Source organism: Nocardia sp. NPDC002869 (assembly GCF_046764065.1).
Lineage (GTDB): Bacteria > Actinomycetota > Actinomycetes > Mycobacteriales > Mycobacteriaceae > Nocardia > Nocardia rhamnosiphila.
Window position 1 is genome coordinate 1 of record NZ_JBKOOL010000030.1, and the last position, 22,792, is coordinate 22,792.

Genomic DNA, 22,792 nt, shown 5'->3' on the forward strand with positions numbered 1-22,792 from the left:
GGAACGCGCTGTTCCTGCCCGGGGCGATCACCTCCGCGTTCGACCGACACCCGTTTCGTGCTCGCCGTCCTGGATCGCCGCGGTCGGCGCTCGCCGCCGCCCCGGCCGCCGCCGATACCCCGCTGTTGTCGAATCGGAGCCAGGATTCCCATCCGCTGCCCGCCGATCGGGCCGAAGCCGAACCCGAAAAGGACGGGCAGCCCTACTACCTCGATTGCGCGCATGCCCGCCGGGAATCCGACACCCCGCTGCTGGGTGGCCGGCCCGGTTACTCGCGGCAACTCGACGCCGACGGTGACGGCGTGGCCTGCGAGGTGGGGGAGTAGTGCTACCGCGAGTCGCGGAACCGGTACCGGCGCGCGGCTTTAGCGGAGCCGGTGGGTAATTCGGGAAGGTGACCGATCGAGAGTCCCTGACCGCTTTGCTGGGCGGAAAACCCGCTACCTGACGGCAGTACTGCGGCCTGCGGTTCTCCCGATATCTGCCGACCCGTGACGGACCCGGGTGGCCGAATCGCCCGGTACCCATCGGTCCGGTTATCGATTACGCTGGCCGCTCATCGAACACTCCGGGTTATATGGAGGTGCGCATGGTTAGGAAATCCGCTGGTCGATTCGCCGCGGTGGCGGCGCTGTGCACCGGAATGCTCCTGCTCGGGGCATGTGCGGACAGTCAGGGCACCGCGGTTCCCGTGGCCCCGGCCGCCGCGTCGTCGCAGCCGGAGAGCCCGCAGGAACGCAACCTCCGGGTGCGTGACGAACTGGCCCGGCTGGGCTGCGATACCAATTCCTGTATCCAGACCTATTTCGCCTGTGAGGACGGGCTGCTCTCCGGGCAGGCGTGCGAGTTCTACCGCACGCATCCGCTGAATTGACAACCGACCAGTCCAGTTGCGCAACTGGACTGGTCGATCCACGGCGACTGCCACGATCGGACCGGGTTCAGGCGGCCTCCCGTTCCCGGTACGAGCGGACGGCGTCCAGGTCGCGGTACATCCGCTCGAGTTCGTAGCGGCTCGCCGCGCCCTCGGTAACGGAACCGAGTGGTCGGTACCTACCCAGTAGTTCGGCGATCCGGGATTCGTGCACGACGTAGTCGTATGCGATGAAGCCGAAAGTTCCCACTCCCACGAGTGCCACAAAGAGTGTCATACGTTCAGCATCCGGTAACTGGACTTGCTTGAAAAGAGCCAATCGCTTAATACTGGACCCTATGGCGACACGGGTGATCGGCGCGACGGGTCTGGCTCGCGATCTGGGACATTGGCGTAGTGCCGATGCGGCGGCCGATGGCGGCGCCCGCAAATCGGCCCGGCCCGCCTACCTGGCGCTGGCCGAGGGGATCCGGCTGCTGATCCACGACGGGCGAGCCCCACTCGGGATCGCCCTGCCCAGCGAACGCGATCTGGCCGCCACCCTCGGCGTCAGCCGGACCACGGTCACCTCCACCTACGCGCTGCTGCGCGAACACGGCTATCTCATCACCCGCCAGGGCTCGCGTAGCACAGTCGCGCTGCCGCCGGCCATCGCGCACGACGGCACCCGGGCTGCCCGCGGCATCATCGCCACCATGTCCACCGGCGCCGCGCGGGCCGTGGACCTGACCTACGCGGCGATGACCGCGCCCCCGGAGATGGAAGAGGCGTACTCGGTCGCGCTGCAGGGCATCCCGTCGTACCTGGGTACCCACGGCATGGACCCGGTGGGCATCCTGCCGTTGCGGGAAGCCCTGGCCCGCCGCTACACCGAACGCGGTCTGCCCACCGGCGCCGACCAGATCCTGGTGACCCTCGGCGCCCAGCACGGGCTCCGGCTGCTGCTGAACGTGCTGGCCCCGACGGCGGGCCGGGTCCTCATCGACCACCCCACCTACCCCAATGCCATCGAAGCCATCCGCGATGTGGGCGCGCGCCCGGTACCGGTCCCGCTGCGCCTGGAGGATCCGGCGGCCGCCTGGGACCTCGACGGACTACGCAGCGCCGCCCGGCAGACCGCCGCCTCGCTGGCCTACCTCGTACCCGACCACAACAATCCCACCGGCTTCCTGATGGACGACACGGCTCGCGCCGAACTGGCCGCCATCGCCCGCGACACCCGGATGACGCTGATCATCGACGAGTCCATGGCCGATCTGTCCCTGGGCGCGCAGGCGCCGGTATCACCGGTCGCCGCGTTCGCGAAGGGATCGGAGGTCGTCACCATCGGCTCGGCCTCCAAATCCTTCTGGGGCGGTCTGCGCGTGGGCTGGATCCGGACCTCGGAATCGCTGATCACCCGGTTGCTCGGTATCCGCGCGACCGTCGACCTGGGTACCCCGGTGATGGATCAGCTGGCCGCGGTCCATCTGCTGGAGCACGCCGACCCGATTCTCGAGCGCCGGCGCACGCAATTGCGCAGCCAGCGGGAGACGTTGCTCGCCGCCATGGCCGAGGAACTGCCCGGCTGGTACGTGCTTCCGGGAGTCGGCGGGATGTCGGTGTGGGCGCAGTTGCCCACGCCGGTGTCCACGGCGCTCGCCGCCACCGCGCCGAATCACGGAGTGCTGCTGGCGGCGGGTCCCCGATTCGGGGTCCAGGGGGCATTCGAACGCTTCCTGCGGTTGCCCTACACGAGCCCCGAACCCGAGCTGCGGCGCGCGGTGACCGCCATCGCGACGGCCTATGCGACGCTGGGACCGCGGGCCGCCGATTCGCTGCAGCCGCTCACCTGCTACTGAAACCCGTCTGGTTCAGGCCTTTTCGGTCAGCGCGGCAGCGGCACGGGCGATGGCGAGCTCCTCGTTCGTCGGCACCACCAGGACATCCACCTTCGCGTCCGGCGGGGAGATCCGCCGCGCGGTCCGCTCCGGCGCCGTATTGCGATCGCGATCCACCGTGATCCCGAACGCGGACAGGCCGGCCAGCGCGTCGGCGCGCACGTCCGGGTTGTTCTCGCCGACGCCGGCCGTGAAGGTGATCGCGTCGACTCCGCCGAGTTCGATCAGATAGGCGCCGAGGTAGTGGCGGAGGCGGTGCACATAGACGTCGTAGGCCAGCCGGGCCGCCTCGTCGCCTTCGCCGATGAGCCGCCGCAACTCCCGGAAATCGTTCACCCCCGCCATACCCCACAGGCCCGAACGACGGTTGAGCAGGCGGTCGACACCGTTGACGTCCAGCTGCGCGGTGCGCATGAGATGCAGGATGACGCCGGGGTCCAGGTCTCCGGGGCGCGTCCCCATCACCAGGCCCTCCAGCGGCGTCAGTCCCATGCTCGTGTCCACCGGGCGCCCGCCCCGCAGCGCCGAGACGGACGCGCCGTTGCCGAGATGGAACACGATCTGTTTCAGCGATTCGGCCGGCCGGCCCAGGAAATCGGCGACACAACCCGATACGTACTCGTGCGAGGTGCCGTGGAAGCCGTACCGGCGGATACCGTGCGCGGCCGCGACCTGCGCGTCGATCGCGTAGGTCTTGGCAGCGTCGGGCAACCCGTGGAAGAACGCGGTATCGAATACCGCGACCTGCGGTACCTCGGGCAGCAGGGTGCGCACCGCCTCGATCCCGCGCACGTTCGCCGGATTGTGCAGCGGCGCCAGCGCCGACAACTCGTCGAGGGTGGCCAGCACCTGATCGTCGACGAGTGTGGGCCGGTAGAACACTTCACCGCCGTGGACGACCCGGTGCCCGACCGCGGTCACACCCGCCCCTGCCAGATCGTGCCCCGTTTCGGCGAACTTCTCGAACGCGAGCCGCAAGCCGGCCGTGTGGTCGGCAATGGTGACCTGGTCGGTAAGGGCCCGGCCGTCGGTGGTGTGCTCGATCGCCCCGCCGTCCTCACCGATCCGCTCCACCAGTCCGGCCGCCACCACGGTGCCCGATTCCGGCGCGACCAGTTGATACTTGATCGAGGACGAACCGGAATTGACCACCAGCACCAGATCGCCGCCCACCGTCGTCTCCTTCTCCCCGGACCGCGGCGCCGTCACTGCTGCTGTGCCTGGATAGCGGTGATGGCCACCGTGTTCACAATATCGGTGACCAGTGCGCCGCGGGACAGGTCGTTCACCGGTTTGCGCAACCCTTGCAACACCGGGCCGATCGCGACCGCACCCGCGCTGCGCTGCACCGCTTTATAGGTGTTGTTGCCGGTATTGAGGTCGGGAAAGATGAAAACCGTGGCCCGGCCGGCCACCTCGGAGCCGGGGAGTTTGGCATCGGCGACGGTGGGTTCGATGGCCGCGTCGTATTGGATGGGGCCCTCGACGAGAAGTTCGGGGGCCCGCTCCCGGACCAGGCCCGTCGCCACCCGCACCTTGTCCACATCCGCGCCGCTACCGGATTCACCGGTCGAATAGGAGAGCATGGCCACCCGGGCGTCGATCCCGAACCTGGTCGCGGTCGCGGCCGAGGAGATGGCGATATCGGCGAGCTGTTCGGAACTCGGATCGGGGACCACCGCGCAGTCACCGTAGGCCAGTACCCGGTCGGCCAGGCACATGAGGAACACACTCGACACCGTCGAGACCCCGGGCACCGTTTTGATGATCTCGAACGAGGGCCGGATCGTATGCGCCGTGGTGTGCGCCGCCCCGGACACCATGCCGTCGGCGATCCCCCGATGCACCATCATGGTGCCGAAATAGGAGATATCGGTGACGGTCTCCCGCGCCCGCTCCAGGGTCATCCCCTTGTGTCTGCGCAGCTCGGTGTATTCGCGGGCGAAATCGTCGAGATGTTCGGAGGTCCGCGGGTCGAGCACCCGCGCGCCGGCGATATCGACGCCCAGCTCCGCGGCCCGGGCCCGGATCGTCGTCTCGTCACCGAGGATGATCAGTTCCGCGATCTTGCGTTGCAGCACCCGGCCCGCCGCGCGCAGCACCCGGTCGTCGTCGCCCTCGGGCAGCACGATCGTCTTACGGTCGGCCCGGGCACGTTCGATGAGCTGGTATTCGAACATCTGCGGGGTCACCACGCTGGACGGCGGAACCTCCAGCCGGCGGAGGAAATCCGCGGCATCCACATGGGTTTCCATGAGCGCCAGCGCCGTATCCACCTTGCGCGGGTTGTGCGCCGACATCCGGCCGCGGGTGCGATGCGCCACCCCGGCGGTCTCGTAGGTGCCCAGACCCGTGGTCAGGATGGGTAATCGCGGTTTGAGCCCGGTGATCAGCCGGGCGACCGCCGGATGCGGGAGCAGCCCGCCGTTCATGATGATCCCGGCCAGCGAGGGGAAACTCTCGGCCTCGTGGGCGTTGACCACACTGAGCAGCACATCGGAGCGGTCGCCGGGAGCGATCACCACCGCACCGTCGAAGAGACGCTCCAGAATGTGCTCCGCGGTCATCCCGCCGACCATCACCCCCAGTGCCTCCCGGTCCAGCAGTTCGGGGTCGCCGCTGTACATCTCGCCGTCCAGCGCCTCGCACAGCTCGGCCATGGTGGGCGAGATCAACAGCGGCACCTCCGGCAGGCTCCACGACGGCACCCCGAAGGGCGCCAGCGCCTCCCGGACCCTCTCGAGCTCGCCGGGTGCGCAGCGGTTGGCGACAACGGCCACCAGCTGCGCGTGCTCGGACTTCAGCTCGGCGGTGCACAGCTCCACCAGCTGTTCGACCTCCTCGACCGACCGCCCCGCCCCCCGCACCACCAGCAGCACCGGCGCCCCCAGATTCACCGCGATCCGGGCATTGAACCGCAGCTCGCTCGGACTCGCCACATCGGTGTAATCGCTGCCCACGATGACCACGGCATCACAGACCGCGGCCACCTGGTGATACCGCATGACGATCTCGGAGATCGCGGCATCCGGGTCGGCGTGCACCTGCTCATACCCGACACCCACCGCCTGCTGGTACTCGATATCGGCGGTGCTGTGCTCGAGCAGCAGCTCGAGAATGTAATCCGGTTCGGTGGCCGACCGGGTGATCGGCCGGAACACCCCCACCCGCGCGGTGGTCGCGCACAGCATCTGCAGCACGCCGAGCGCCACGGTCGACTTACCGGTATCGCCTTCCGGCGACGCGATGTACACACTGGACGCAGCTACCTCGGCCATACGGAGAGCCTAGCTGTGTTCATCGGCGTGTTTGTGGTGCGCGGCGTCGAGGGTCGAGTGGGTGTGTACCCAGCCTCCGGTCGGCCTCGCGGGATACGGCGCATCCGCGACGGGCCCGCGGTACCTGGAGTTTGTGCGATTCCGGTGCGCGAAGACAGCGCCGGATTCGGTATCGGGCGATTCCCGGATGTTTCGAAAATTCTCGTGCGAAAATCGTCCGGTGTCTTCCTGGGACAGGCTGTGGCAGAACGTAATCGAAAGAGCCGTACCGCCGGTCCAGGACCTGGCCGTTGTCTTCAAGACGGAGTACGGAAGGACTTCGCATACGCTCCGGGGCGGCGCCGGTGTCATGGAGGACACGGCCCAGCGGTCCGAGCGCTCGATAGCAGGTCTCGGGAACGATTCGCCGGCTGCTTCGAATCTGCGAGTTCTGTCCAGTACCCCGCACTACGATCTGAACACACTGCTCTCCAGGTATGCCTATACCGACGACAACGGTTGGACCGGGGCAGACAGCACATATGTGCGACGGCTACCGGATGGTCGCCATGTCTTTATGTTCTCCGACACATTCCTCGGCCGTGTCGACGAGTTCGGCGCGCGTTCGCGGGATACACCGTTCGTGAGCAACAGCTTCGTCCTCGTGGAACGGGACGGCAGTATGCGTACCGTGCTCGGCTCCGCGCCGGACGGTGGTGCTCGAGCGGTGTTTCCGCCGCGTGGCGAACAGTTCCATTGGCTCGGCGGATCACACGTGACCAGTAGAAATACGCTGGATACGATGTTCTTGGGATTCACCGGCGATTCCCGTGTGGTGGATCGTGGCGGGGATTTCGACGCCGAGCGTCTCCGGATGGCCTTGATTCCGGGTGGGCAAGGGGAACTGGATTTCCAAGAGAATCTGCTGGTCAGGTTCGACGCTCACGACCTCCGACGGTTGGACGTGACGGCGATGCCCTCCGAATCGGGGGTGCACTGGGCGTCGTGGGTCGAATTCGACCAGCACACGAATAAAACCTACGTGTACGGAGTCGACGACCGTGGGGCCGAGAAATTCATGCACATTGCAAGGGTGAACGGAGATGATCTGCGGACGCCGTGGGAATTCTCCGACGGTACCGGTGGATGGTCTCCTCATGAGACCGACTCGGCGCCGGTGATGTCGGGCGTAGCCAACGAGTACAGCGTTTCGCGATTCGACAACGACAGATTTCTGCTCGTCACCCAGGACACCAACGCTCCATACAGTCCGGACATCCTCGGATATCTGTCGGATTCGCCCGCTGGTCCATTCGATTCACCCACATTGCTGTATCGGGCCACGGAATCCGGCCCGCTCGGTTTCTTCGGTGACCCCGAAGCGGTGGTCTACAACGCTCATGAACAGCCCGACCTACGACGGGGCAACGAGCTGACCATCACCTATAACCTGAACGGGAGCGTCGACGGCGTCCTGGAGAACACTGCCAAATACCGGCCGCAGGCGGTCAAGGTCAGAATCGACAGTGCCGGGTGACCGTGGCGATCCCGGCCGGCGAACAGCGACAGACCGGACTTTCGCTTGCGGTGCCGCGAGGTGCAGGGCACCGCAAGCAAAACGTGAACTAGCCCAATTCGCGCAGCCGCGGGGCCAGGTCGCGCTGGAACAGATCCAGGAAGCGCTTCTGATCATGTCCGGGTGCGTGGAAGACCAGGTGGTTCAGTCCGGCGTCGACGTAGGGTTTGACCAATTCGACTGCCTGGTCGGGGTCGCTGGCGACGATCCAACGTTTGGCGATCTGCTCGATCGGCAGCGCGTCGGCCGCTTCCTCCATTTCGATCGGGTCGTGGATGCTGTGCTTCTGCTCGGGGGTCAGCGACAGCGGCGCCCAGAAGCGGGTGTTCTCCAGCGCGAGTTCGGGGTCGGTGTCGTAGGAGATCTTGATCTCGATCATCCTGTCGATCGTGCCGACCTCGCGGTCCACTTTCGCCGCGCCCTCGGCCACCGCCGGCATCAGCTTCTCCGTGTACAGGTCCATGCCCTTACCGGAGGTGCAGATGAACCCGTCGCCGGCGCGGCCCGCGTACCGGGCCACCACCGGGCCGCCGGCGGCGATGTAGACCGGGATCCCGCCTTCGGGGACGTCGTAGATGGAGGCGCCGACCGTCTTGTAATAGGTGCCGTCGAAATCGGTGCGGGCGCCGGTCCACAGGGCGCGCATCAGGTCCACCGCTTCGCGCAACCGCGCGAAGCGCTCCTTGAACTCCGGCCATTCCCCGGTGTAACCGGTGGCGATCTCGTTGAGCGCCTCACCGGTGCCCACACCCAGCATCACCCGGCCCGGATACAGGCAGCCCAGAGTCGCGAACGCCTGCGCGATCACGGCGGGGTTGTATCGGAAGGTGGGGGTGAGCACCGAGGTGCCGAGCAGGATCCGCTCGGTGCGCTCACCCGCCGCGGCCAGCCAGGCAAGGGAGAACGGCGCGTGGCCGCCCTTGTGCCGCCACGGCTGGAAATGATCGCTGACCGTGGCGCTGTCGAGGCCGTGTTCCTCGACCAGTACCGCCAGCTCCACCAGTTCCCGGGGTCCGAATTGTTCCGCCGATGCTTTGTATCCGAGCTTCAGTTCACCCATGTGCGCCCACTCCTGTCGCGTTGTGGTCGGCCGTCTCCGGCCCGGATTCGACATTAATAGGCGCAGTTGGGACGAGCCCACCCGCCGCCCACGCGGGGCCGGAGGTCCACCTCGGCCGATGCGGTGGCGGGGATCGGTAGGTGGACGCGCACAGGTCCACGGTGGTGTCGACTTGTGTCACGTTCCTCACCCGGGCGCGGCATACCCGGTTCGCACGCCGCCGGAGGCGCAGAATTGATGGGTGAGCCCAGATGACCGGATTTTGTCCTACCTCACCGATATGGACGGGGTGCTGGTACGCGAGGACCATATGGTGCCCGGCGCCGACGAGTTCCTCGCCGAATTACGGGCCGAGGAGATCCCGTTCCTGGTACTGACGAACAACTCGATCCGCACACCTCGCGATCTCCAGGCCCGGCTGCGGCAGACCGGACTGGAGATCCCGGAGCATTCGATCTGGACCTCGGCGCTGGCCACCGCCAGTTTCCTCGACGAACAGCGACCCGGCGGCACCGCCTATGTGGTGGGCGAGTCCGGACTCACGACCGCCCTGCACGAGATCGGCTACGTGCTGACCGAGGTGGATCCCGACTATGTGGTGCTGGGCGAGACCCGCACCTATTCGTTCGAGGCGATCACCACGGCCATCCGGCTGGTCGAGCGGGGTGCGCGGTTCATCGCCACCAACCCCGACCCGACCGGCCCCTCCCGGGACGGCGTACTGCCCGCGACCGGTTCGGTGGCGGCCCTGATCACCCGGGCCACCGGCCGCGACCCCTACTACATCGGCAAACCGAATCCGCTGATGATGCGTTCGGCGCTGCGCCGCATCGGTGCCCACTCCCAGACCAGTGTGATGATCGGCGACCGGATGGACACCGATGTGATCTCCGGGATGGAGGCCGGTATGCGCACCATCCTGGTGACCTCCGGTATCTCGACGAAGGTATCGGTCGGGCAGTATCCGTACCGGCCGACCACTGTGCTGAGCTCGGTCGCCGACCTGGTCGGGCGGGTCCGCACCCCGTTCACCGAGGTAGTGACTCCGCCGATCTGAGCGCACGGTCTCCGGGGCGGTGTCGGTCGACGGGCCTGGTCGAGGGCAGAACCCGTCCGGCGATGGTGAAGATGTGGGCCTCGCCTAACTCGGCACCGAGAGGGTGCGGCTGTTCGTAAAGGCGATCGGGATCGGGACTGCCGTAGTAGTCCCCAAGCATGGAACCGCCTGTACGGGGGTGCACCCCTGTTCCGGCGCTCCACGGCCGCTGCGCGATCAGCTCAACGCGTGGTCCAGGTCGCCGAGGAGGTCTTCGATGTCCTCGAGGCCGACCGAGACCCGGACGACCCCGTCCGAGAGTCCGATGCTCGCGCGGCCCTCCGGGCCCATGGCCCGGTGGGTGGTGGTCGCCGGGTGGGTGATCAGGCTTTTCGCGTCGCCCAGGTTGTTGGAGATATCGATGATCCGCAGCCCGTTCAGTACCTCGAAGGCGCGTTTCTTGGCGAGGTCGGCGGCGGCCTTCAGTTCGAAGGTCACCACGGTGCCGCCTCCGCTCATCTGCTCGGCCGCCAGCGCGAACTGCGGGTGCGATTCCAGGAACGGGTACCGGACCCAGCTCACGGCCGGATGCTCGTCGAGGTAGCGCGCGATCCGCAGCGCCGAATCGGTGGACTGTCGGACCCGCAGCGGCATGGTTTCCAGACCTTTGAGCAGCGTCCATGCGTTGAACGGGCTCAGGGCCGGGCCGGTGTGGCGCATGAGCGTCTTGACCGGGCCTTCGATGTACTCGGAGGTACCGAGGATCGCGCCGCCCAGCACCCGGCCCTGACCGTCGATATGTTTGGTGCCCGAGTAGACCACCACGTCGGCGCCGAGTTCGAAGCCACGCTGCAGCAGCGGGGTGGCGAATACATTGTCCAGGACCACCTGCGCGCCCGCGGCGTGCGCGAGCTCGCAGACCTTGCGCACGTCGACCAGGGTCTGCATCGGGTTGGCCGGAGTCTCGAAGAACACCGCGGTGGTGGGTACGGACAGTGCCGCTTCCCACTGGTCGAGATCTTCGCCGTCGACGAACACGGTCTCGACACCCCAGCGGGGCAGGATCTCATTGCACACCACGAAACAGGAGCCGAACAGGCTGCGCGCGGCCACCAGCCGGTCGCCTGCCTTCAGCAGCGCACCGAGGGCGACGAAAACGGCGGCCATACCGCTGGCGGTCGCGAAACACGCTTCGGCGCCGTCGAGCAGGCGCATCCGCTCCTGGAAGGTGGTCACCGTCGGGTTGCCGTAGCGGGAGTACACGTAGTGCGGGTTGTCCCCGGTGAACGCGGCCTCGGCCGCTTCGGCGCTGGCGTAGACGAACCCGGAGTTCAGGTACAGGGCCTCGGAGGTTTCGTCGAACCCCGAGCGGCTCAGGCCGCCACGCACACCCAGTGTCGCCGGACCGACTCCTTCGGGTAAGGGCCGTTCGAACGAACCGCCGCCGATCACGACTGCCGCCAGGGCAGTCCGTGGGCCCGCCAGCCGGAGCCGCCGCGGTGCCCGAGTTCGTCCAGCGGGCCTTCGAAGCCGTCGCTGATGTTGTAGGAGGGTCCGATACCCGCGGCGGTCGCGGCGTCGGCCGCATGCGCCGAACGCTGACCGGAGCGACACAGGAAGAGGACGGGCGCGTCCGCGGGGCGGTCGGACAGGGCGCTACGCAGCTGGTCCAGGAATTCGGCATTGCGGGCGCCGGTGCCGTGGACCCACTCCACCAGCAGCGTCGGCTTGGCGATGGAGCTGGTGTCGGGTACTCCGACGAACTTCCATTCGGCTTCGGTCCGCACGTCCACCAGGACTGCGTCCGGGTTCTCGGTCAGCAGTTCCCATGCCTGCTCCGGGCCGATATCCCCTGCGTAATTCATACGTGGCACCTCCTGTGAATCCGCACTTGCCGCATCCGATCGATGCGTGCCAGGTCGTCACCCGGAGCACCCCACCGCGGAGGAGGGTTGCCGACCAGCGAGCCGGGGCTTGGCACTGGTACTCATGACCTAACCGAAAAGATTGCCCGGCGAGGTCGGGCCGTGTCAAACATCGGTTGACGCCTTCGGCGGGCTCAGCCGGCCGGCTGGTTGCACACCAGCCAGTCGCCGTCGGACTGGAACAGCCACCAGGTCGCGGTCCGCTCCTCGCCTTCCACACGGCTGGTCACTTCGATGTTCGCGGTATCGCCGGTGATGTGGACGGGGCCGAATCCGGTGATCTCGATATCCTTTCCGGTTTCGCCGGGTTTCAGCTGTCCGGCCAGCGGGGAGCGGGCGGGTACGAAACCGGGGCAGACCGCCCGGCGGGGCGGTTCGGGCCCGTAGCGATTGCTCACATCGGCGAACTCCCGGACCGCTCCCGCGATCCGGTCGGAATCTGTGACATTTTTCTCAGCGGGCGCCACCAGGCCGGCGATGAGTACACCCGCCAGGACCAGGGCCGCGACCGCCGCGGCCACGATGAACGGGGTGATCGAGCGCGGTCGCTCGTCGTCGCCCGATTCGGTGGCGGGCCGCTCGTCGGCCGCTCCGGGATCGCTCATACCGACGATCATCCCTGGTCCCCGGATCGCACCGTGCCCGCACCCCGATAGAATCGTGGGTACGGCGGGTACCGCAGCACAGCGCTACCCGCGGAGACGTGGGACGACGAACGGTGAACAGCCACCCACGGACGGCGCGATGTAGGTGCATACGAGCCGCGCGTCAAGTTAGCCTATGCTAACCACAACGCCAGTGATTCTTTCGACCGATAAGGGTGCGCGTAACAGATGACCGAGCAGAAGGAAGCGAACCGCCCGCTTCGGATCGCGATCGTCGGGGCCGGGCCGGCCGGTATCTATGCCGCCGACGCGTTGATGAAATCCGATGCGGACGTCTCGATCGATCTGTTCGAGCGGATGCCCGCCCCGTTCGGACTGATCCGCTACGGCGTGGCGCCGGACCATCCGCGGATCAAGGGCATTGTCACCGCCCTGCACAAGGTGCTGGACAAGGAGCAGGTGCGCCTGCTCGGCAATATCGACTACGGCACCGATATCACGCTGTCGGATCTGCGTCGCTTCTACGACGCGGTGATCTTCTCCACCGGCGCCAACGCCGACCGGGCGCTGCCCATCCCGGGTATCGACCTGGACGGCTCCTACGGCGCGGCCGACTTCGTGTCCTGGTACGACGGGCACCCGGACGTGCCGCGCACCTGGCCGCTGGAGGCGGAGAAGGTCGCGGTGCTCGGTGTCGGCAATGTCGCCCTCGATGTGGCGCGAGTGCTGGCCAAGACCGGTGACGAACTACTGCCGACCGAGATCCCGCCGAACGTGTACACGGGCCTGAAGAACAACAAGGCCGTCGAGGTGCACGTGTTCGGCCGCCGCGGCCCGGCGCAGGCCAAGTTCACCCCGCTGGAACTGCGCGAACTCGATCACTCCCCGACGATCGAGGTGATCGTCGATCCGGAGGACATCGACTACGACGAGGGTTCCGAAGCGGCCCGGCGTCATTCCAAGCAGGTCGATATGGTGGCCAACACCCTCGAACAGTGGGCCATCCGCGACCAGGGCGATCGCCCGCACAAGCTGTTCCTGCACTTCTTCGAATCGCCTTCCGAGATCCTCGGTGAGGACGGCCGGGTCGTGGGCCTGCGTACCGAACGCACCCAGCTCGACGGCACCGGCAATGTGAAGGGCACCGGCACCTTCAAGGAATGGGACGTGCAGGCCGTCTACCGGGCCGTCGGTTACCTGTCGCAGAACATCTCGGAGCTGCCCTTCGACGATCAGGCCGGGGTCATCCCGAACGAGGCCGGCCGGGTCCTGGTCGACGAGGGTGCCGACGGCGCCGCCCGCTACATGCCCGGCACCTATGTGACCGGCTGGATCAAGCGCGGTCCGGTCGGGCTCATCGGCCATACCAAGGGTGACGCGAACGAGACGGTCGCCTGCCTCGTGGACGACAGCACGAAGTTCGTGCCGGCCGAGAACCCGGAGCCCGAGGCCGTGCTCGAGTTCCTGGAGGGCCGGGGTATCCCGTTCACCACCTGGGCCGGCTGGTACCGGCTCGACGCGCACGAGCGGTCGCTGGGCGAGCCCGAGGGCCGCGAGCGGGTCAAGGTCGTCGAGCGCGAAGATATGTTGCGCGCGAGCGAACCCCACAAGGTCTGATCCACCGTCCGCTGCTCCCGGTCCATGGTCGAGAGCAGCGGGCGTCCCGATCCATCAGGCATGCTGTAGCAGTGTTCGACGCCCATGTACACATCATCGATCCGCGTTTTCCGCTGATCGAGAACGAAGGCTACCTACCGGAGCCCTACACCGTCGCCGACTACCGGCGGCGGATGTCCCGGTTCCGGCCTTCCGGTGGTGCGGTGGTGAGCGCCTCGTTCCAGGGCAACGACCAGAGCTATCTGCGCGCTGCCCTGGCCGAACTCGGACCCGGTTGGGTCGGCGTGACCCGGCTGGATCTCGATGCCTCCGACTCTGAGATCCTCGCCCTGCACGAGGCCGGCGTGCGCGCGGTCCGGTTCAACCTCAAACGCGCGGCCGCCGATATCGCGAGTATGACCCGGCAGGCCTTGCGGGCTTACGAATTGGCGGGCTGGCATGTGGAGATCTACGTGGACGGTCAGATGCTGGCCTCGCTGCAACCGGTGATCCTGAAACTGCCGAAGGTGTCCATCGACCATCTCGGGATGTCCGAGGAGGGTCTGTCGTACCTGCTGGACCTGGTCGAGCGGGGTGCGCGGGTGAAGGCAACCGGTTTCGGGCGGGTCGATATGGATGTCGCGACGGCGTTGCGCCGGATCCACGCGGTCAGTCCGGAGGCGCTGATGTTCGGCAGCGATCTGCCCGGCACCCGCGCGGGCCGGCCGTTCCGCGAAGCGGATGTGGAGCTGATCTGCGATGTGGTCGGCGCCGATATGAACGCGGTGCTGGAGGACAATGCCCGCGCGTTCTACGGATTGCCCGCGATCGACCGCACCATCGAGGACCCCGCCCCCACCCTGCCGCTTCTGGTTCCGCCGCGCGACGACCGACCCTCGGCTCACGACGGGACGACCCGCCCATTGCCGATCATCCAGCGGCGGCCCGGTCCGGGCTGAACGAGCCGCGGTGCGCGGACTGGATCTGGACGACGCCGTCCGGCAGCGCGGTGATCACCTGCATATCAAAGCGCTTGCCGTTCACCACGGGATTCGCGGCGAGCTGGGGGATATCGAGCCCATAGAGTTCTTGACGGTGCCGGATCCCGGGCGAGAGCGGCTCCACCATTTGTGGCAGTTTCTGAATAAAGTGAAACACATGCAGCACCGGGACCCGCGCCCGGAGGCCGAGGAAATGCTCGAAGTGCTCCGGCGCTGGACGTCCGATCAGGACAGGAGCCTGCGTGATACCGGGCGATGGCCCAATGCCGATGGTCCCCAGCGATTGAACTTCGACACTCTTACCTCCTGGTACGAGGAGCATCTCGGCGAGCATTTCGACCCGGTGAAGGACATCCGCGATATGCTCAATCCGAACTTGATGGATACGTCCAATCCTGTGAACGAGATCGTGCGTTACCGAGTAAACGTGCGGGAAATGAGCATCATGGACAGTATCGATGGCTGGAAACGGCAGGGTTACGATGTGTTCGTCGGTCAGGGTGCCAGCCATTACACGATTCAGAAAGAATCTCTGGCGCAGCGATACGGTCAACCCCTGATATATCGGCCGGATCGGATGAGCGGTAATCTGATCCTGGGTGATACGAACATCGGCACCGCCGAAATCCGTCACCATATAACCGTGTTGGAGGAACAGATCGCGGGCTCGGCGAATCCGCTCGATAAGGAGTTGTTGTCGGAAGAGACGCGAGTGCTCCGATACGAGCTGGCGCAGCGATCCTGAACGGGCGACGACGGCTCAGGCGGCAATCGCGCCGATCACCCATACCCCGCTCGCCAGTAACGCGCCCAGCAACTCCACCAGGATCGAGAGCCCGACGCCCTTGATCGCGTGTTTGCTCGATACCCATGCCTGCCGGTTGTCGGGGAGCCGCTGCAGTTCCGAGATATACACGCCGACAATGAAGCCTACGAAAAGCCCGACCACCGGGATGACGAAGAACCCGGCTATGCCGACGAGACCGCCCAGCAGCAATGTCCGGTTCGGCACTCCCGCTTCCTTCAGTTTGCGGCCCGGCCAGGTGTACTTCACGACTCCGGAGATGACCAGCAGGGCGGTGCCGATCGCCAGTACTGCCCATGCGGTCGTCCCGCCGGTGACGAAGGCCCAGACGGCGATCGCCCCGAAGATCAGGATCACCCCTGGCAGAATCGGCACCACGATGCCGATGAGACCGACCAGGATCACCAGGCCGACAACGATTTCTCCCCAAGTGCTCACAGCACCAAAGTAGCCCGGATCGGACGCGGTCGCCGGTCCGAATTCGCGCATGTCACCGGCCGAATGCCGCTCAGGACGGAACGCCTGTGGCCAGGATGCGCGCGGTCAGGTCCAGCACGCCGGCGCGGTGGCGGCGGACGCCGATCATATCGGTGATCTCCGGACGCATGCTCGCGAAGATCGCCGACGCCAGGAATTCGGTGTCGGCATCGGGAGTGACCTGCGCGATCAGATCGGCCAGCAGGGTGCGCCAGGGTGCCCAGGTGTCGGATTCACAGACGTCGGGCAGGGCGCGCATCAGCGGGGCGAGCGCCGAATTGGTGGTCGTATCCGCGGCGGATGCCGCGCCGCTCGACGACCGGCTCGACGAGCATCGCGCGCTCGCGCTGCTCGGGCAGGGCGCGACGGCGGTCGGGGTGTTCGAAACCGCCGAGATCGGCCCCGGTGACACAGTGCTGGTGGAGGCGGCCGGTGGCGGTATCGGAACCCTGCTGGTGCAGTTGGCCAAACGGGCCGGTGCCCGGGTCGTGGCCGGCGCGAGCGCGGAGTCGAAGCGGCGGCTGGCCGCCGACCTGGGCGCCGACACAACTGTGGACTACTCACGACCCGGTTGGACCGAGGAGGTGGGACCGGTATCGGTGGTGCTGGAAACCGGCGGCGGGCAGACCGCACGCGAGGCCTACGGTCTGCTCACCGTGCCGGGCGCCCGGATGGTCGTCTTCGGTTCGGCCAGCGGCAATCCGGTGGAAATCGGTTCGGATCAGCTCCTCCCGGTCGGCGCCGCGCTCATCCCGTTCAGCCTCGGCTACCGCCCGCAGCGCTGGCCGGAACTGGTCCGGCGGGCCGAGGAGCTGGTCGTGCGCGGCGAACTCGATCCGGTGATCGGCACGGTCCTGCCCTTGGCGGAAGCCGCGAGGGCCCACCGCGCCTTCGAGGCCCGTACCGCGCTCGGTAAGACCATCCTCACCCCCTGAGCCGACGGGCCGGTCCTTCAGCCGGGGTTGTCCACCCAATGGAGACTGGCGTTCATCCGATGCAGGGCCTCGAGTGTCAGCCCGGCCGAGTCACCTCTCGCTATCACCGGATTCCGCATTTCCAGCCCTCCATCCGGGTCGAGGGTGACCGGCGCCCAGACGTGCTTGGGGTTGAGGTTGAACTCGGCGAGATCCGCCGGGATATCGTTCGGCCGCTCGGGCGGGACGATATTGACGGCCACCGGGTTACCGGACTCGAGAACGGCGCGGGCCTCGTCGATCGGCATCTCGCGGATATCCCTGATGTGGGCCGTGGCATAGCGGTCGCCTGCGGCCCAGCGCATGACCTCCGCGGCATCGCCGAACTGGACGGCTTTGTACGAGCCGAAATGCATGGCGGCCGCCTTCTCGATATAGGCGGCGAAGGTGGATCCGTCGGTTCCTCTGGCGAACGCCTCGGTGCCGTCCGGGTTGTGCGGGAGGGTGGGGCGCATGGTGTAGGCGCCGCGAGCAGTCCGGACGGTCACCATATCGCCCGACTGTCGCACCATGGCGACGAGTGTGCCCGGCTCCGCTTTCTCCAGCGCATTCAGCGCGCCGACGACATGGCAATCCGCCCACCCGCGCTGTTCGACGAAGACCGCGGCGCCGTCTCTCGGGAAGGTCAGGGGCACGACCTCGTAGTGGCGGTTGTCCCTGAGTAGATCCGGTTCCCCGTTGGGGCGATAGGGATCGATATGGCCGCGTGCCGGATCGGCGAGGGCGTCGCGATGCCATATCTGTTGCCGCGCCTTGTACTGCTCGACGAACTGGGTGTGTCGTTCGGGCGAGTTCTTCCAGCGCTCGGTTTCGAGGAAGGTATGTACGGCTCGTTCCGCGCCGTGACCGAAGGAACCGACCCCATCTGCCAGGGCGCGCGCCGCTTTCCCGGCCTCGCGGCTGAGGGTTCGGATGAGTTCGCCGGTCTTCTCCGCCATGATGCTGGAACGGATCACAGGCTGCTCCTTCCCGCGCCGGGACCCGGTTCTCGGGGACACTTGCCGCGAGATCGGTCGCCGGCGTGTGAGCTGTTCGATCGGATAAGCCCTCCGGGCGGAATACATTGTCTACCAGATGGTTCGGACCGCCGGATCGCCACCGGCGGCGAGTTCGGGATCCCGGAGCGGAATGCGACCGGCACTCGCCGGTCTGCCTGCCGCGACTCGACCGACCGGGATCATCGGCGATCGCGCTCGGAGTCACCGCGTTCCGCTCGCATCCGGTCCCTCGGCGGTCAGGCCGGCGAGCAGCCGCAGCGCGGAATCCGACGGCGAACCAGGTTCGGCGGTCGTTGGGGATGGACGCCACCACCGGTACGCCGGTGTCGGAGGTCGCGGGTGTCTATGCGGAGGCGGTCGAGGGTGCCGCTCATGGCCGCACGTTCACCGTGGGCGTTCCCGACCGGCTCGCGGGTGCCGGGGGAAGCTGTGTGGAACAGGCCGCCGCGTCGTGCTGAGCGGTGGCAGCGATGCCGCCCCGACCTGCGTTCCGCGGCGGTGCGCAGCGTGTCCGGGACGGTGGCCGTCCGGCCGTGGCCGCAGCAGTGGGCGAGAGCATGTTTCCGGAAGCCGGGCCCGCCGGCCGGGCGGATGATGGGCGACCAGTAGACGAAACGTGGAGGTAGTGATGCGGCCGGTGGTACTGCTCGTGGCAGCAATCCTTTTCGCGGCAATGGGCCTGTACGCGCTCGCCGTGCCGGCGAAACCGACCGCGCCCTTCGGTATTCCCGTGACCACGGCCACCGGGCGCTCCGAGGTTCGCGCTGTGTACGGCGGGTTCGGGCTCGCGGTCGCGGGCGTGCTCGGCTGGGCGGCTCTGGACACCGGGGAACTCGGCCGGGGTGTGGTGCTGGCGGTGGCCGTCGCGCTCGCCGGGATGGCGGCCGGCCGGGTCGTCTCCCGGGTACTGGACGGCTCGGTCGCGTTCTATCCCATCTGGTTCTACTTCTGGGTGGAGGTGGTCGCCGCCGCCGCACTGGTCGCGGCCGCGGGACGGCTGCGAGGTACGGGCCCGGCCGCGGCTGCCGACGGGCGAAGCTGTTCGGCGACCAGAACGGGGTGACGTCCGGGCAGGAGGGCCACCGATGTCCCGACCTTCAGATGAGCGGTGCGCGACAGCGCGAACGCCATCCCGACGGTGGGGTCCACGGCCGGTGCGTAGATCAATTCGGAGAGCGCGCTCTTCGCGCGCGGCAGTGACGGGGCCCATCGCTCGCAGTGCGGAATTCGTTACAGGTTCTCCCCATCCATTTGCGAACCGGCGTCGAATACCAGATGGTATGTCTCATAGCTACAAGCCATAACTGCTGCTAGGACGCCATGTTCGGTCTCGTCCATCAGCTGTCGGGGGCTTGGGTGAGAGCGCAACCGTAAGGGCCCGGGCGCCCGCCCGGGCGGACAACGAAACCAGAGAAGCGAGGATTGAAATGGGACTGTTGGGTGGTCTGGTGGAACTCATCGGTAGCGTCGTCACGAACCTCGCCGCTGTGGTCGGTGGCCTCGGCGACGTCCTCTTCTGAGTGGGTCGCCCCGCCGGCGGATGTGCTCGTGAACACTGCACCTGACGTGCACTTCCGTGCGGGCGAACTCGTTGTGGGGTGCCCGCTCCGGACCATCGCTGCGCGGTGACGGCCGGAGCGGGCATTCCGATGTAGCAACCCTTTTCGTGCCGGGCATCTCGGATACGTCCCGGCGCATTCGCGTTCGCTGTGAGGAGTTCAGTTGCTTCTGAGTGTTGTCGGACAGCTCGTCGGCACGGTGCTGGATCTCGTTATCGCGCTACTCGTCCCCTAGCGGGCCCGCGCGAGGTCGATTGCCGCGCGGCACTGCCCGGGGCCGCGCCGTTCTGATCAGGTCGGAGGTCTGGATGAGCCGCGCCCGCACGGTGTTCGAGCGAGTGGTCTGCGCTGTCGCCGGCGCGGTGACCGTATCGGTCGCCGCACCCTCGATCGGACCACCCGCGGTCGCCCGTGCCCAGGACGGCGTCGACGTGGCGTTGGCGGAGGCCGGGGGCTGCCCCGGCCTCTTCGTTCTCGGTGTGCAGGGGACCGGCGAATCCACCCCGGACTCCCCGGTGGCCGTGGATGCCGGTCTGCTGTCGCTGGTGCTGGGTCCGCTGACCGAAATGCTGAGCGGGCCGGCCGTGGGCCGTGCCTATGTTCCCTACCTGGCCGGTTTCGGCGGCGCACTACCCGGCGCCACCACGGCACCGTATTCCGTCTCGGCGGGTGAGGGGCTGGAACGGTTGCGCGATATGGCCGCCGAGGTCGCCCAGCGCTGTCCGGGTTCTCAGCTGGGATTGGTCGGTTACTCGCAGGGCGCGCATGTCGTTTCGATGTTCGCGCGCGAGGTGGGCACCGGCCGGGGCGTGGTGCCGGCCGACCGGGTCGCGGCCGTGGCACTGCTGGCCGACCCCACCCGTGCCCCCGGAGCGGCGGTGTTCCCCGGACTGCCGGACGCCGGGCGTCCGGCGCCGGCACCCGGTACCACAGGTGCGGAACTGGCGGTGCTGCAAGAATTTCCGCAGCGTCCCGCGCCGGGCGGCGGTATCGGGCCACTGCGTGATATCGCGCCGGACTTCGGGGATCTCACCGGCCGGGTCGCCTCGCTGTGCCTGCCCGGTGACCTCGCCTGCGACGCCCCCACCGACGCCCCGCTGCTGCATATGGTGGTCAACATCCTCGGCCAGGCGGAATTGCTCCCGTCGGACCCGGTGGCGGCGCTGGCATCGATCGGCGACGGCTTCTCCGCGACGCTCTCGCGCACCGCGACCGCGGTCGTCACCCACGACCTGCGCGGATACTCGCTGGGCACACTGTCGCTGACACCGGAGAAGCCGCTCGGTGTCCGACTCGCCGAAGCCGCCGACCCACGCTCGGGCAGCGAACCGCAGGCCCGCGAAGCGCTGCTGAAACTGGGTACCAGTGCGCTCAACACCTTGCTGGCCATCATCGGAATCGCCCTCGAACCCGCCGAGGTCGCCGGTATCGCCACCGCGCCCGACCCGCTGACCGGTATCGAACGGGCCACCGACGCGCTCGTCGCCGGCGCCCGCCGCCCGCTACCCCGGCGCACCGTGTTCAACCTGATCAGCAAGTCGTTCAACGCGCTCGGCCAATTGAGTGCCGAGAACGCCGAGCTCCTCGACCCCGGACTGTGGCTGCGCTACGCGGATACGGTCCGCAAACACGGCGACTACTTCCACGCCGGCTACACGGCGGACGGCCGGCCCGCCGCCGACCTGGTGCTGAAATGGTTCACCGCGGTCGCCGAAGACCTCGCCACCAATCGCGTACCCGTACCGTCCCCGGCGCAGCCGGCTCCGGCCGCTCCCGTACCCGCCGACCCCGACCCCGGCCCCGCGCCCGCGCTGCCGCGGCCTGCCCCGCCCGTCGGCGAGCCGGATATTCGCAATGTGGCGGTAGGCGCCGAATCGCCACCTCGGACGCGCGCGGTCGCCGGGACCACGGCACAACGACCCCTGGACGGCCTCGCCCCGTATCTGCTCGGGCTGGGGCTGCTGGCGGCGGTCTCGGCGGGCGCGCGCGGTGCGATCAGGATCGCGCAGCGGACGCACGGTGTGCGGTGGGTGCGGCCGCGATGCGCCGGCTCTGCGACGAGGGCCGAAAGCGGGCAGCCGAGTTCGTCCACCGACCAAGGGAGCGGTAGTGGTCGGCGTCGAGGGCGCGGCGGTGGCTGTCGATCCAGCCGTAGCAGAGGGCTACGTCGAGGGCCTCGGTGATGGTGACGGTGGGGACGGGCGCGCGCCCCAGCCCGCGAGTTGTTCGGCGATCGCCCGCGCCGTGTGCGCGGTGAACCGCACCCGGACGCGCCCGTCGGGAGCGGGCCCGGCGACCTCGCGGTGCCTGCCGTGCCGATCGCGCAGCACCGGTAGCAGCCGTTCGCCGACGAGAACGGTGGCGGATGTGGTCGCGCGGCGCTGTTCCATCTGTTCGACGACCTCGGCCCAGAGGGCCGGCAGATCGAGATCGGCGGGCCGGTGCGCTTCCTGGTCGAGGGGTTCGACGTGCGAGATCCGACACCGGCGGTCGATGGCGCCTCCAGATCACGGCGCGCGGTCGCCACCGACACCTCCAGTTCGGCCGCGATCTCGGCGGCGGTGACCCGCACCCTTGGCCCGTTTCCGATCAGAACAGGGCCGGTTCCCCGAAGCCGGGGGTGCGTTCGATCGCCAGCAGCTTCGATTTCGTATCGATACCGCCCGGCGCCGAGAAACCGTGCAGGGAATGGTCGGCGGCCAGGACGCGGTGGCAGGGCACGATGAGGGGAATCGGATTGCTGCCGAGCGCCTGACCGACCGCCTGCGCGGCCCCGGTCGCGCCGCAGCGGCGCGCTACCTCCCCGTAGCTGAGCGTGTGCCCGGGGTCGATGGCCCGGGTGACCGCGTACACCGCGCGGTGGAACTCCGGCGGTCCGGTGAGGTCGAGCGGTATCCAGCGCAGATCGTCGAGATCGCCGTCGAGGTGGGCGCGGATGCGGGCGAGCGCCTCGGCGCGCGGGCCGGTGCTCGGCTCGGGGACCGGGCGAGCGTCGCCGCCGCGGAACCCGGTGCCGGGGTCGTGGCCGGGGAGGGAGAAGCGGGCCACGGCGTCCGCCCGCCAGGCGATGGCACAGCGGCCGATCGCGGTGTCGAAATCCGTCGCGTCCAGCGGCGCGACCGCACTGTCCGGCATACCGACAGTCTGCTCGTGCCCACCGACAACCACC

The 22,792-nt window shown here is 67.8% G+C and carries 24 protein-coding genes, 1 pseudogene and 1 riboswitch; of the genes and pseudogenes, 12 read left to right on the plus strand and 13 right to left on the minus strand.

Features of this window, described 5'->3' with window-relative positions; all coding sequences use genetic code 11:
* Window positions 1-326, plus strand: a 326-nt coding sequence (locus tag ACLML9_RS08450; protein ID WP_411944971.1) for an excalibur calcium-binding domain-containing protein, incomplete at its 5' end; no start/stop codon positions are given.
* Window positions 327-589: 263 nt separating this feature from the next.
* Window positions 590-874, plus strand: coding sequence for a hypothetical protein (locus ACLML9_RS08455; RefSeq protein ID WP_411944972.1), 285 nt, complete (start codon window positions 590-592; stop codon window positions 872-874).
* A gap of 67 nt (window positions 875-941) precedes the next feature.
* Here the strand turns inward: ACLML9_RS08455 and ACLML9_RS08460 are convergent, their stop codons facing one another.
* On the minus strand, window positions 942-1,151 hold the full coding sequence (locus ACLML9_RS08460; RefSeq protein ID WP_411944973.1) for a hypothetical protein: 210 nt from the start codon (window positions 1,149-1,151) through the stop codon (window positions 942-944).
* A 61-nt stretch (window positions 1,152-1,212) separates the two neighbouring features.
* On the opposite strand from ACLML9_RS08460, the gene ACLML9_RS08465 reads away from it, so the two are divergent.
* On the plus strand, window positions 1,213-2,715 hold the full coding sequence (locus ACLML9_RS08465; RefSeq protein WP_411944974.1) for a PLP-dependent aminotransferase family protein: 1,503 nt from the start codon (window positions 1,213-1,215) through the stop codon (window positions 2,713-2,715).
* A 12-nt stretch (window positions 2,716-2,727) separates the two neighbouring features.
* Here ACLML9_RS08465 and ACLML9_RS08470 read toward each other — a convergent pair whose 3' ends face one another.
* Window positions 2,728-3,963: an acetate/propionate family kinase gene (locus tag ACLML9_RS08470; protein WP_411944975.1), complete on the minus strand. Its 1,236-nt coding sequence runs from the start codon at window positions 3,961-3,963 to the stop codon at window positions 2,728-2,730.
* Window positions 3,960-6,032 carry a phosphate acetyltransferase gene (gene pta / locus ACLML9_RS08475; protein ID WP_411944976.1) on the minus strand — a complete coding sequence of 691 codons (2,073 nt, stop codon included), beginning with the start codon at window positions 6,030-6,032 and terminating at the stop codon, window positions 3,960-3,962. Before pta ends, ACLML9_RS08470 begins: the two co-directional genes overlap by 4 nt.
* A gap of 220 nt (window positions 6,033-6,252) precedes the next feature.
* Here pta and ACLML9_RS08480 point away from each other — a divergent pair, with 220 nt between their 5' ends.
* Window positions 6,253-7,548 (plus strand): hypothetical protein, encoded by a 1,296-nt coding sequence (locus ACLML9_RS08480; RefSeq protein ID WP_411944977.1) that lies wholly within the window; start codon window positions 6,253-6,255, stop codon window positions 7,546-7,548.
* A gap of 88 nt (window positions 7,549-7,636) precedes the next feature.
* On the opposite strand, the gene fgd is transcribed toward ACLML9_RS08480, so the two are convergent.
* Complete coding sequence (gene fgd, locus ACLML9_RS08485) at window positions 7,637-8,647, minus strand: glucose-6-phosphate dehydrogenase (coenzyme-F420) (RefSeq protein WP_411944978.1); 1,011 nt, start codon at window positions 8,645-8,647, stop codon at window positions 7,637-7,639.
* Window positions 8,648-8,927: 280 nt separating this feature from the next.
* Between fgd and ACLML9_RS08490 the strand changes: the two genes are divergently transcribed.
* Window positions 8,928-9,704, plus strand: a complete 777-nt coding sequence (locus ACLML9_RS08490) for an HAD-IIA family hydrolase (protein ID WP_411945004.1) — start codon at window positions 8,928-8,930, stop codon at window positions 9,702-9,704.
* 216 nt (window positions 9,705-9,920) lie between these two features.
* Here ACLML9_RS08490 and ACLML9_RS08495 read toward each other — a convergent pair whose 3' ends face one another.
* The 3 genes from ACLML9_RS08495 to ACLML9_RS08505 all read right to left on the minus strand — a co-directional run bounded on the left by ACLML9_RS08495 (window position 9,921) and on the right by ACLML9_RS08505 (window position 12,213).
* Entirely contained in the window at window positions 9,921-11,135 is a 1,215-nt protein-coding gene (locus tag ACLML9_RS08495) for an O-succinylhomoserine sulfhydrylase (protein ID WP_411944979.1), read from the minus strand.
* Window positions 11,132-11,548: a rhodanese-like domain-containing protein gene (locus ACLML9_RS08500; protein ID WP_411944980.1), complete on the minus strand. Its 417-nt coding sequence runs from the start codon at window positions 11,546-11,548 to the stop codon at window positions 11,132-11,134. Before ACLML9_RS08500 ends, ACLML9_RS08495 begins: the two co-directional genes overlap by 4 nt.
* A gap of 17 nt (window positions 11,549-11,565) precedes the next feature.
* Window positions 11,566-11,678: riboswitch (SAM riboswitch) on the minus strand.
* Between the two features lie 64 nt (window positions 11,679-11,742).
* Window positions 11,743-12,213, minus strand: coding sequence for a hypothetical protein (locus ACLML9_RS08505; protein WP_411944981.1), 471 nt, complete (start codon window positions 12,211-12,213; stop codon window positions 11,743-11,745).
* 228 nt (window positions 12,214-12,441) lie between these two features.
* Here ACLML9_RS08505 and ACLML9_RS08510 point away from each other — a divergent pair, with 228 nt between their 5' ends.
* From ACLML9_RS08510 to ACLML9_RS08520, 3 genes are all read left to right on the plus strand, one after another.
* A complete protein-coding gene (locus ACLML9_RS08510; RefSeq protein WP_411944982.1) occupies window positions 12,442-13,830 on the plus strand; it encodes an FAD-dependent oxidoreductase in 1,389 nt (462 codons plus the stop codon).
* Between the two features lie 71 nt (window positions 13,831-13,901).
* On the plus strand, window positions 13,902-14,768 hold the full coding sequence (locus tag ACLML9_RS08515) for an amidohydrolase family protein (RefSeq protein ID WP_411944983.1): 867 nt from the start codon (window positions 13,902-13,904) through the stop codon (window positions 14,766-14,768).
* A 10-nt stretch (window positions 14,769-14,778) separates the two neighbouring features.
* Window positions 14,779-15,555, plus strand: a complete 777-nt coding sequence (locus tag ACLML9_RS08520) for a hypothetical protein (protein WP_411944984.1) — start codon at window positions 14,779-14,781, stop codon at window positions 15,553-15,555.
* A 15-nt stretch (window positions 15,556-15,570) separates the two neighbouring features.
* Here ACLML9_RS08520 and ACLML9_RS08525 read toward each other — a convergent pair whose 3' ends face one another.
* On the minus strand, window positions 15,571-16,053 hold the full coding sequence (locus tag ACLML9_RS08525; protein WP_411944985.1) for a DUF456 domain-containing protein: 483 nt from the start codon (window positions 16,051-16,053) through the stop codon (window positions 15,571-15,573).
* Between the two features lie 70 nt (window positions 16,054-16,123).
* Window positions 16,124-16,351: a hypothetical protein gene (locus ACLML9_RS08530; protein ID WP_411944986.1), complete on the minus strand. Its 228-nt coding sequence runs from the start codon at window positions 16,349-16,351 to the stop codon at window positions 16,124-16,126.
* 22 nt (window positions 16,352-16,373) lie between these two features.
* Between ACLML9_RS08530 and ACLML9_RS08535 the strand changes: the two genes are divergently transcribed.
* The gene (locus ACLML9_RS08535; protein ID WP_411945005.1) at window positions 16,374-17,027 is read left to right on the plus strand and encodes a quinone oxidoreductase family protein; all 654 of its coding nucleotides are present in this window, start codon (window positions 16,374-16,376) and stop codon (window positions 17,025-17,027) included.
* Window positions 17,028-17,044: 17 nt separating this feature from the next.
* On the opposite strand, the gene ACLML9_RS08540 is transcribed toward ACLML9_RS08535, so the two are convergent.
* On the minus strand, window positions 17,045-18,022 hold the full coding sequence (locus tag ACLML9_RS08540) for a hypothetical protein (RefSeq protein WP_411944987.1): 978 nt from the start codon (window positions 18,020-18,022) through the stop codon (window positions 17,045-17,047).
* A gap of 341 nt (window positions 18,023-18,363) precedes the next feature.
* Between ACLML9_RS08540 and ACLML9_RS08545 the strand changes: the two genes are divergently transcribed.
* Window positions 18,364-18,522, plus strand: coding sequence for a hypothetical protein (locus ACLML9_RS08545; protein WP_411944988.1), 159 nt, complete (start codon window positions 18,364-18,366; stop codon window positions 18,520-18,522).
* 170 nt (window positions 18,523-18,692) lie between these two features.
* A complete protein-coding gene (locus ACLML9_RS08550) occupies window positions 18,693-19,127 on the plus strand; it encodes a DUF4345 family protein (protein ID WP_411944989.1) in 435 nt (144 codons plus the stop codon).
* On the opposite strand, the pseudogene ACLML9_RS08555 reads toward ACLML9_RS08550, so the two are convergent.
* Window positions 19,079-19,237, minus strand: a pseudogene (locus tag ACLML9_RS08555) (LLM class flavin-dependent oxidoreductase); the annotation flags it as partial. The gene ACLML9_RS08550 and the pseudogene ACLML9_RS08555 sit on opposite strands and share 49 nt — an antisense overlap.
* Window positions 19,238-19,931: 694 nt before the next feature.
* Between ACLML9_RS08555 and ACLML9_RS08560 the strand changes: the two are divergent.
* Entirely contained in the window at window positions 19,932-21,806 is a 1,875-nt protein-coding gene (locus ACLML9_RS08560) for a cutinase family protein (protein ID WP_411944990.1), read from the plus strand.
* Here ACLML9_RS08560 and ACLML9_RS08565 read toward each other — a convergent pair.
* Window positions 21,786-22,118, minus strand: a complete 333-nt coding sequence (locus ACLML9_RS08565) for a WYL domain-containing protein (RefSeq protein ID WP_411945006.1) — start codon at window positions 22,116-22,118, stop codon at window positions 21,786-21,788. The two genes, ACLML9_RS08560 and ACLML9_RS08565, sit on opposite strands and share 21 nt — an antisense overlap.
* A 94-nt stretch (window positions 22,119-22,212) precedes the next feature.
* Window positions 22,213-22,758, minus strand: a complete 546-nt coding sequence (locus tag ACLML9_RS08570; protein WP_411944991.1) for a methylated-DNA--[protein]-cysteine S-methyltransferase — start codon at window positions 22,756-22,758, stop codon at window positions 22,213-22,215.
* Between the last annotated feature and the right edge of the window lie 34 nt (window positions 22,759-22,792).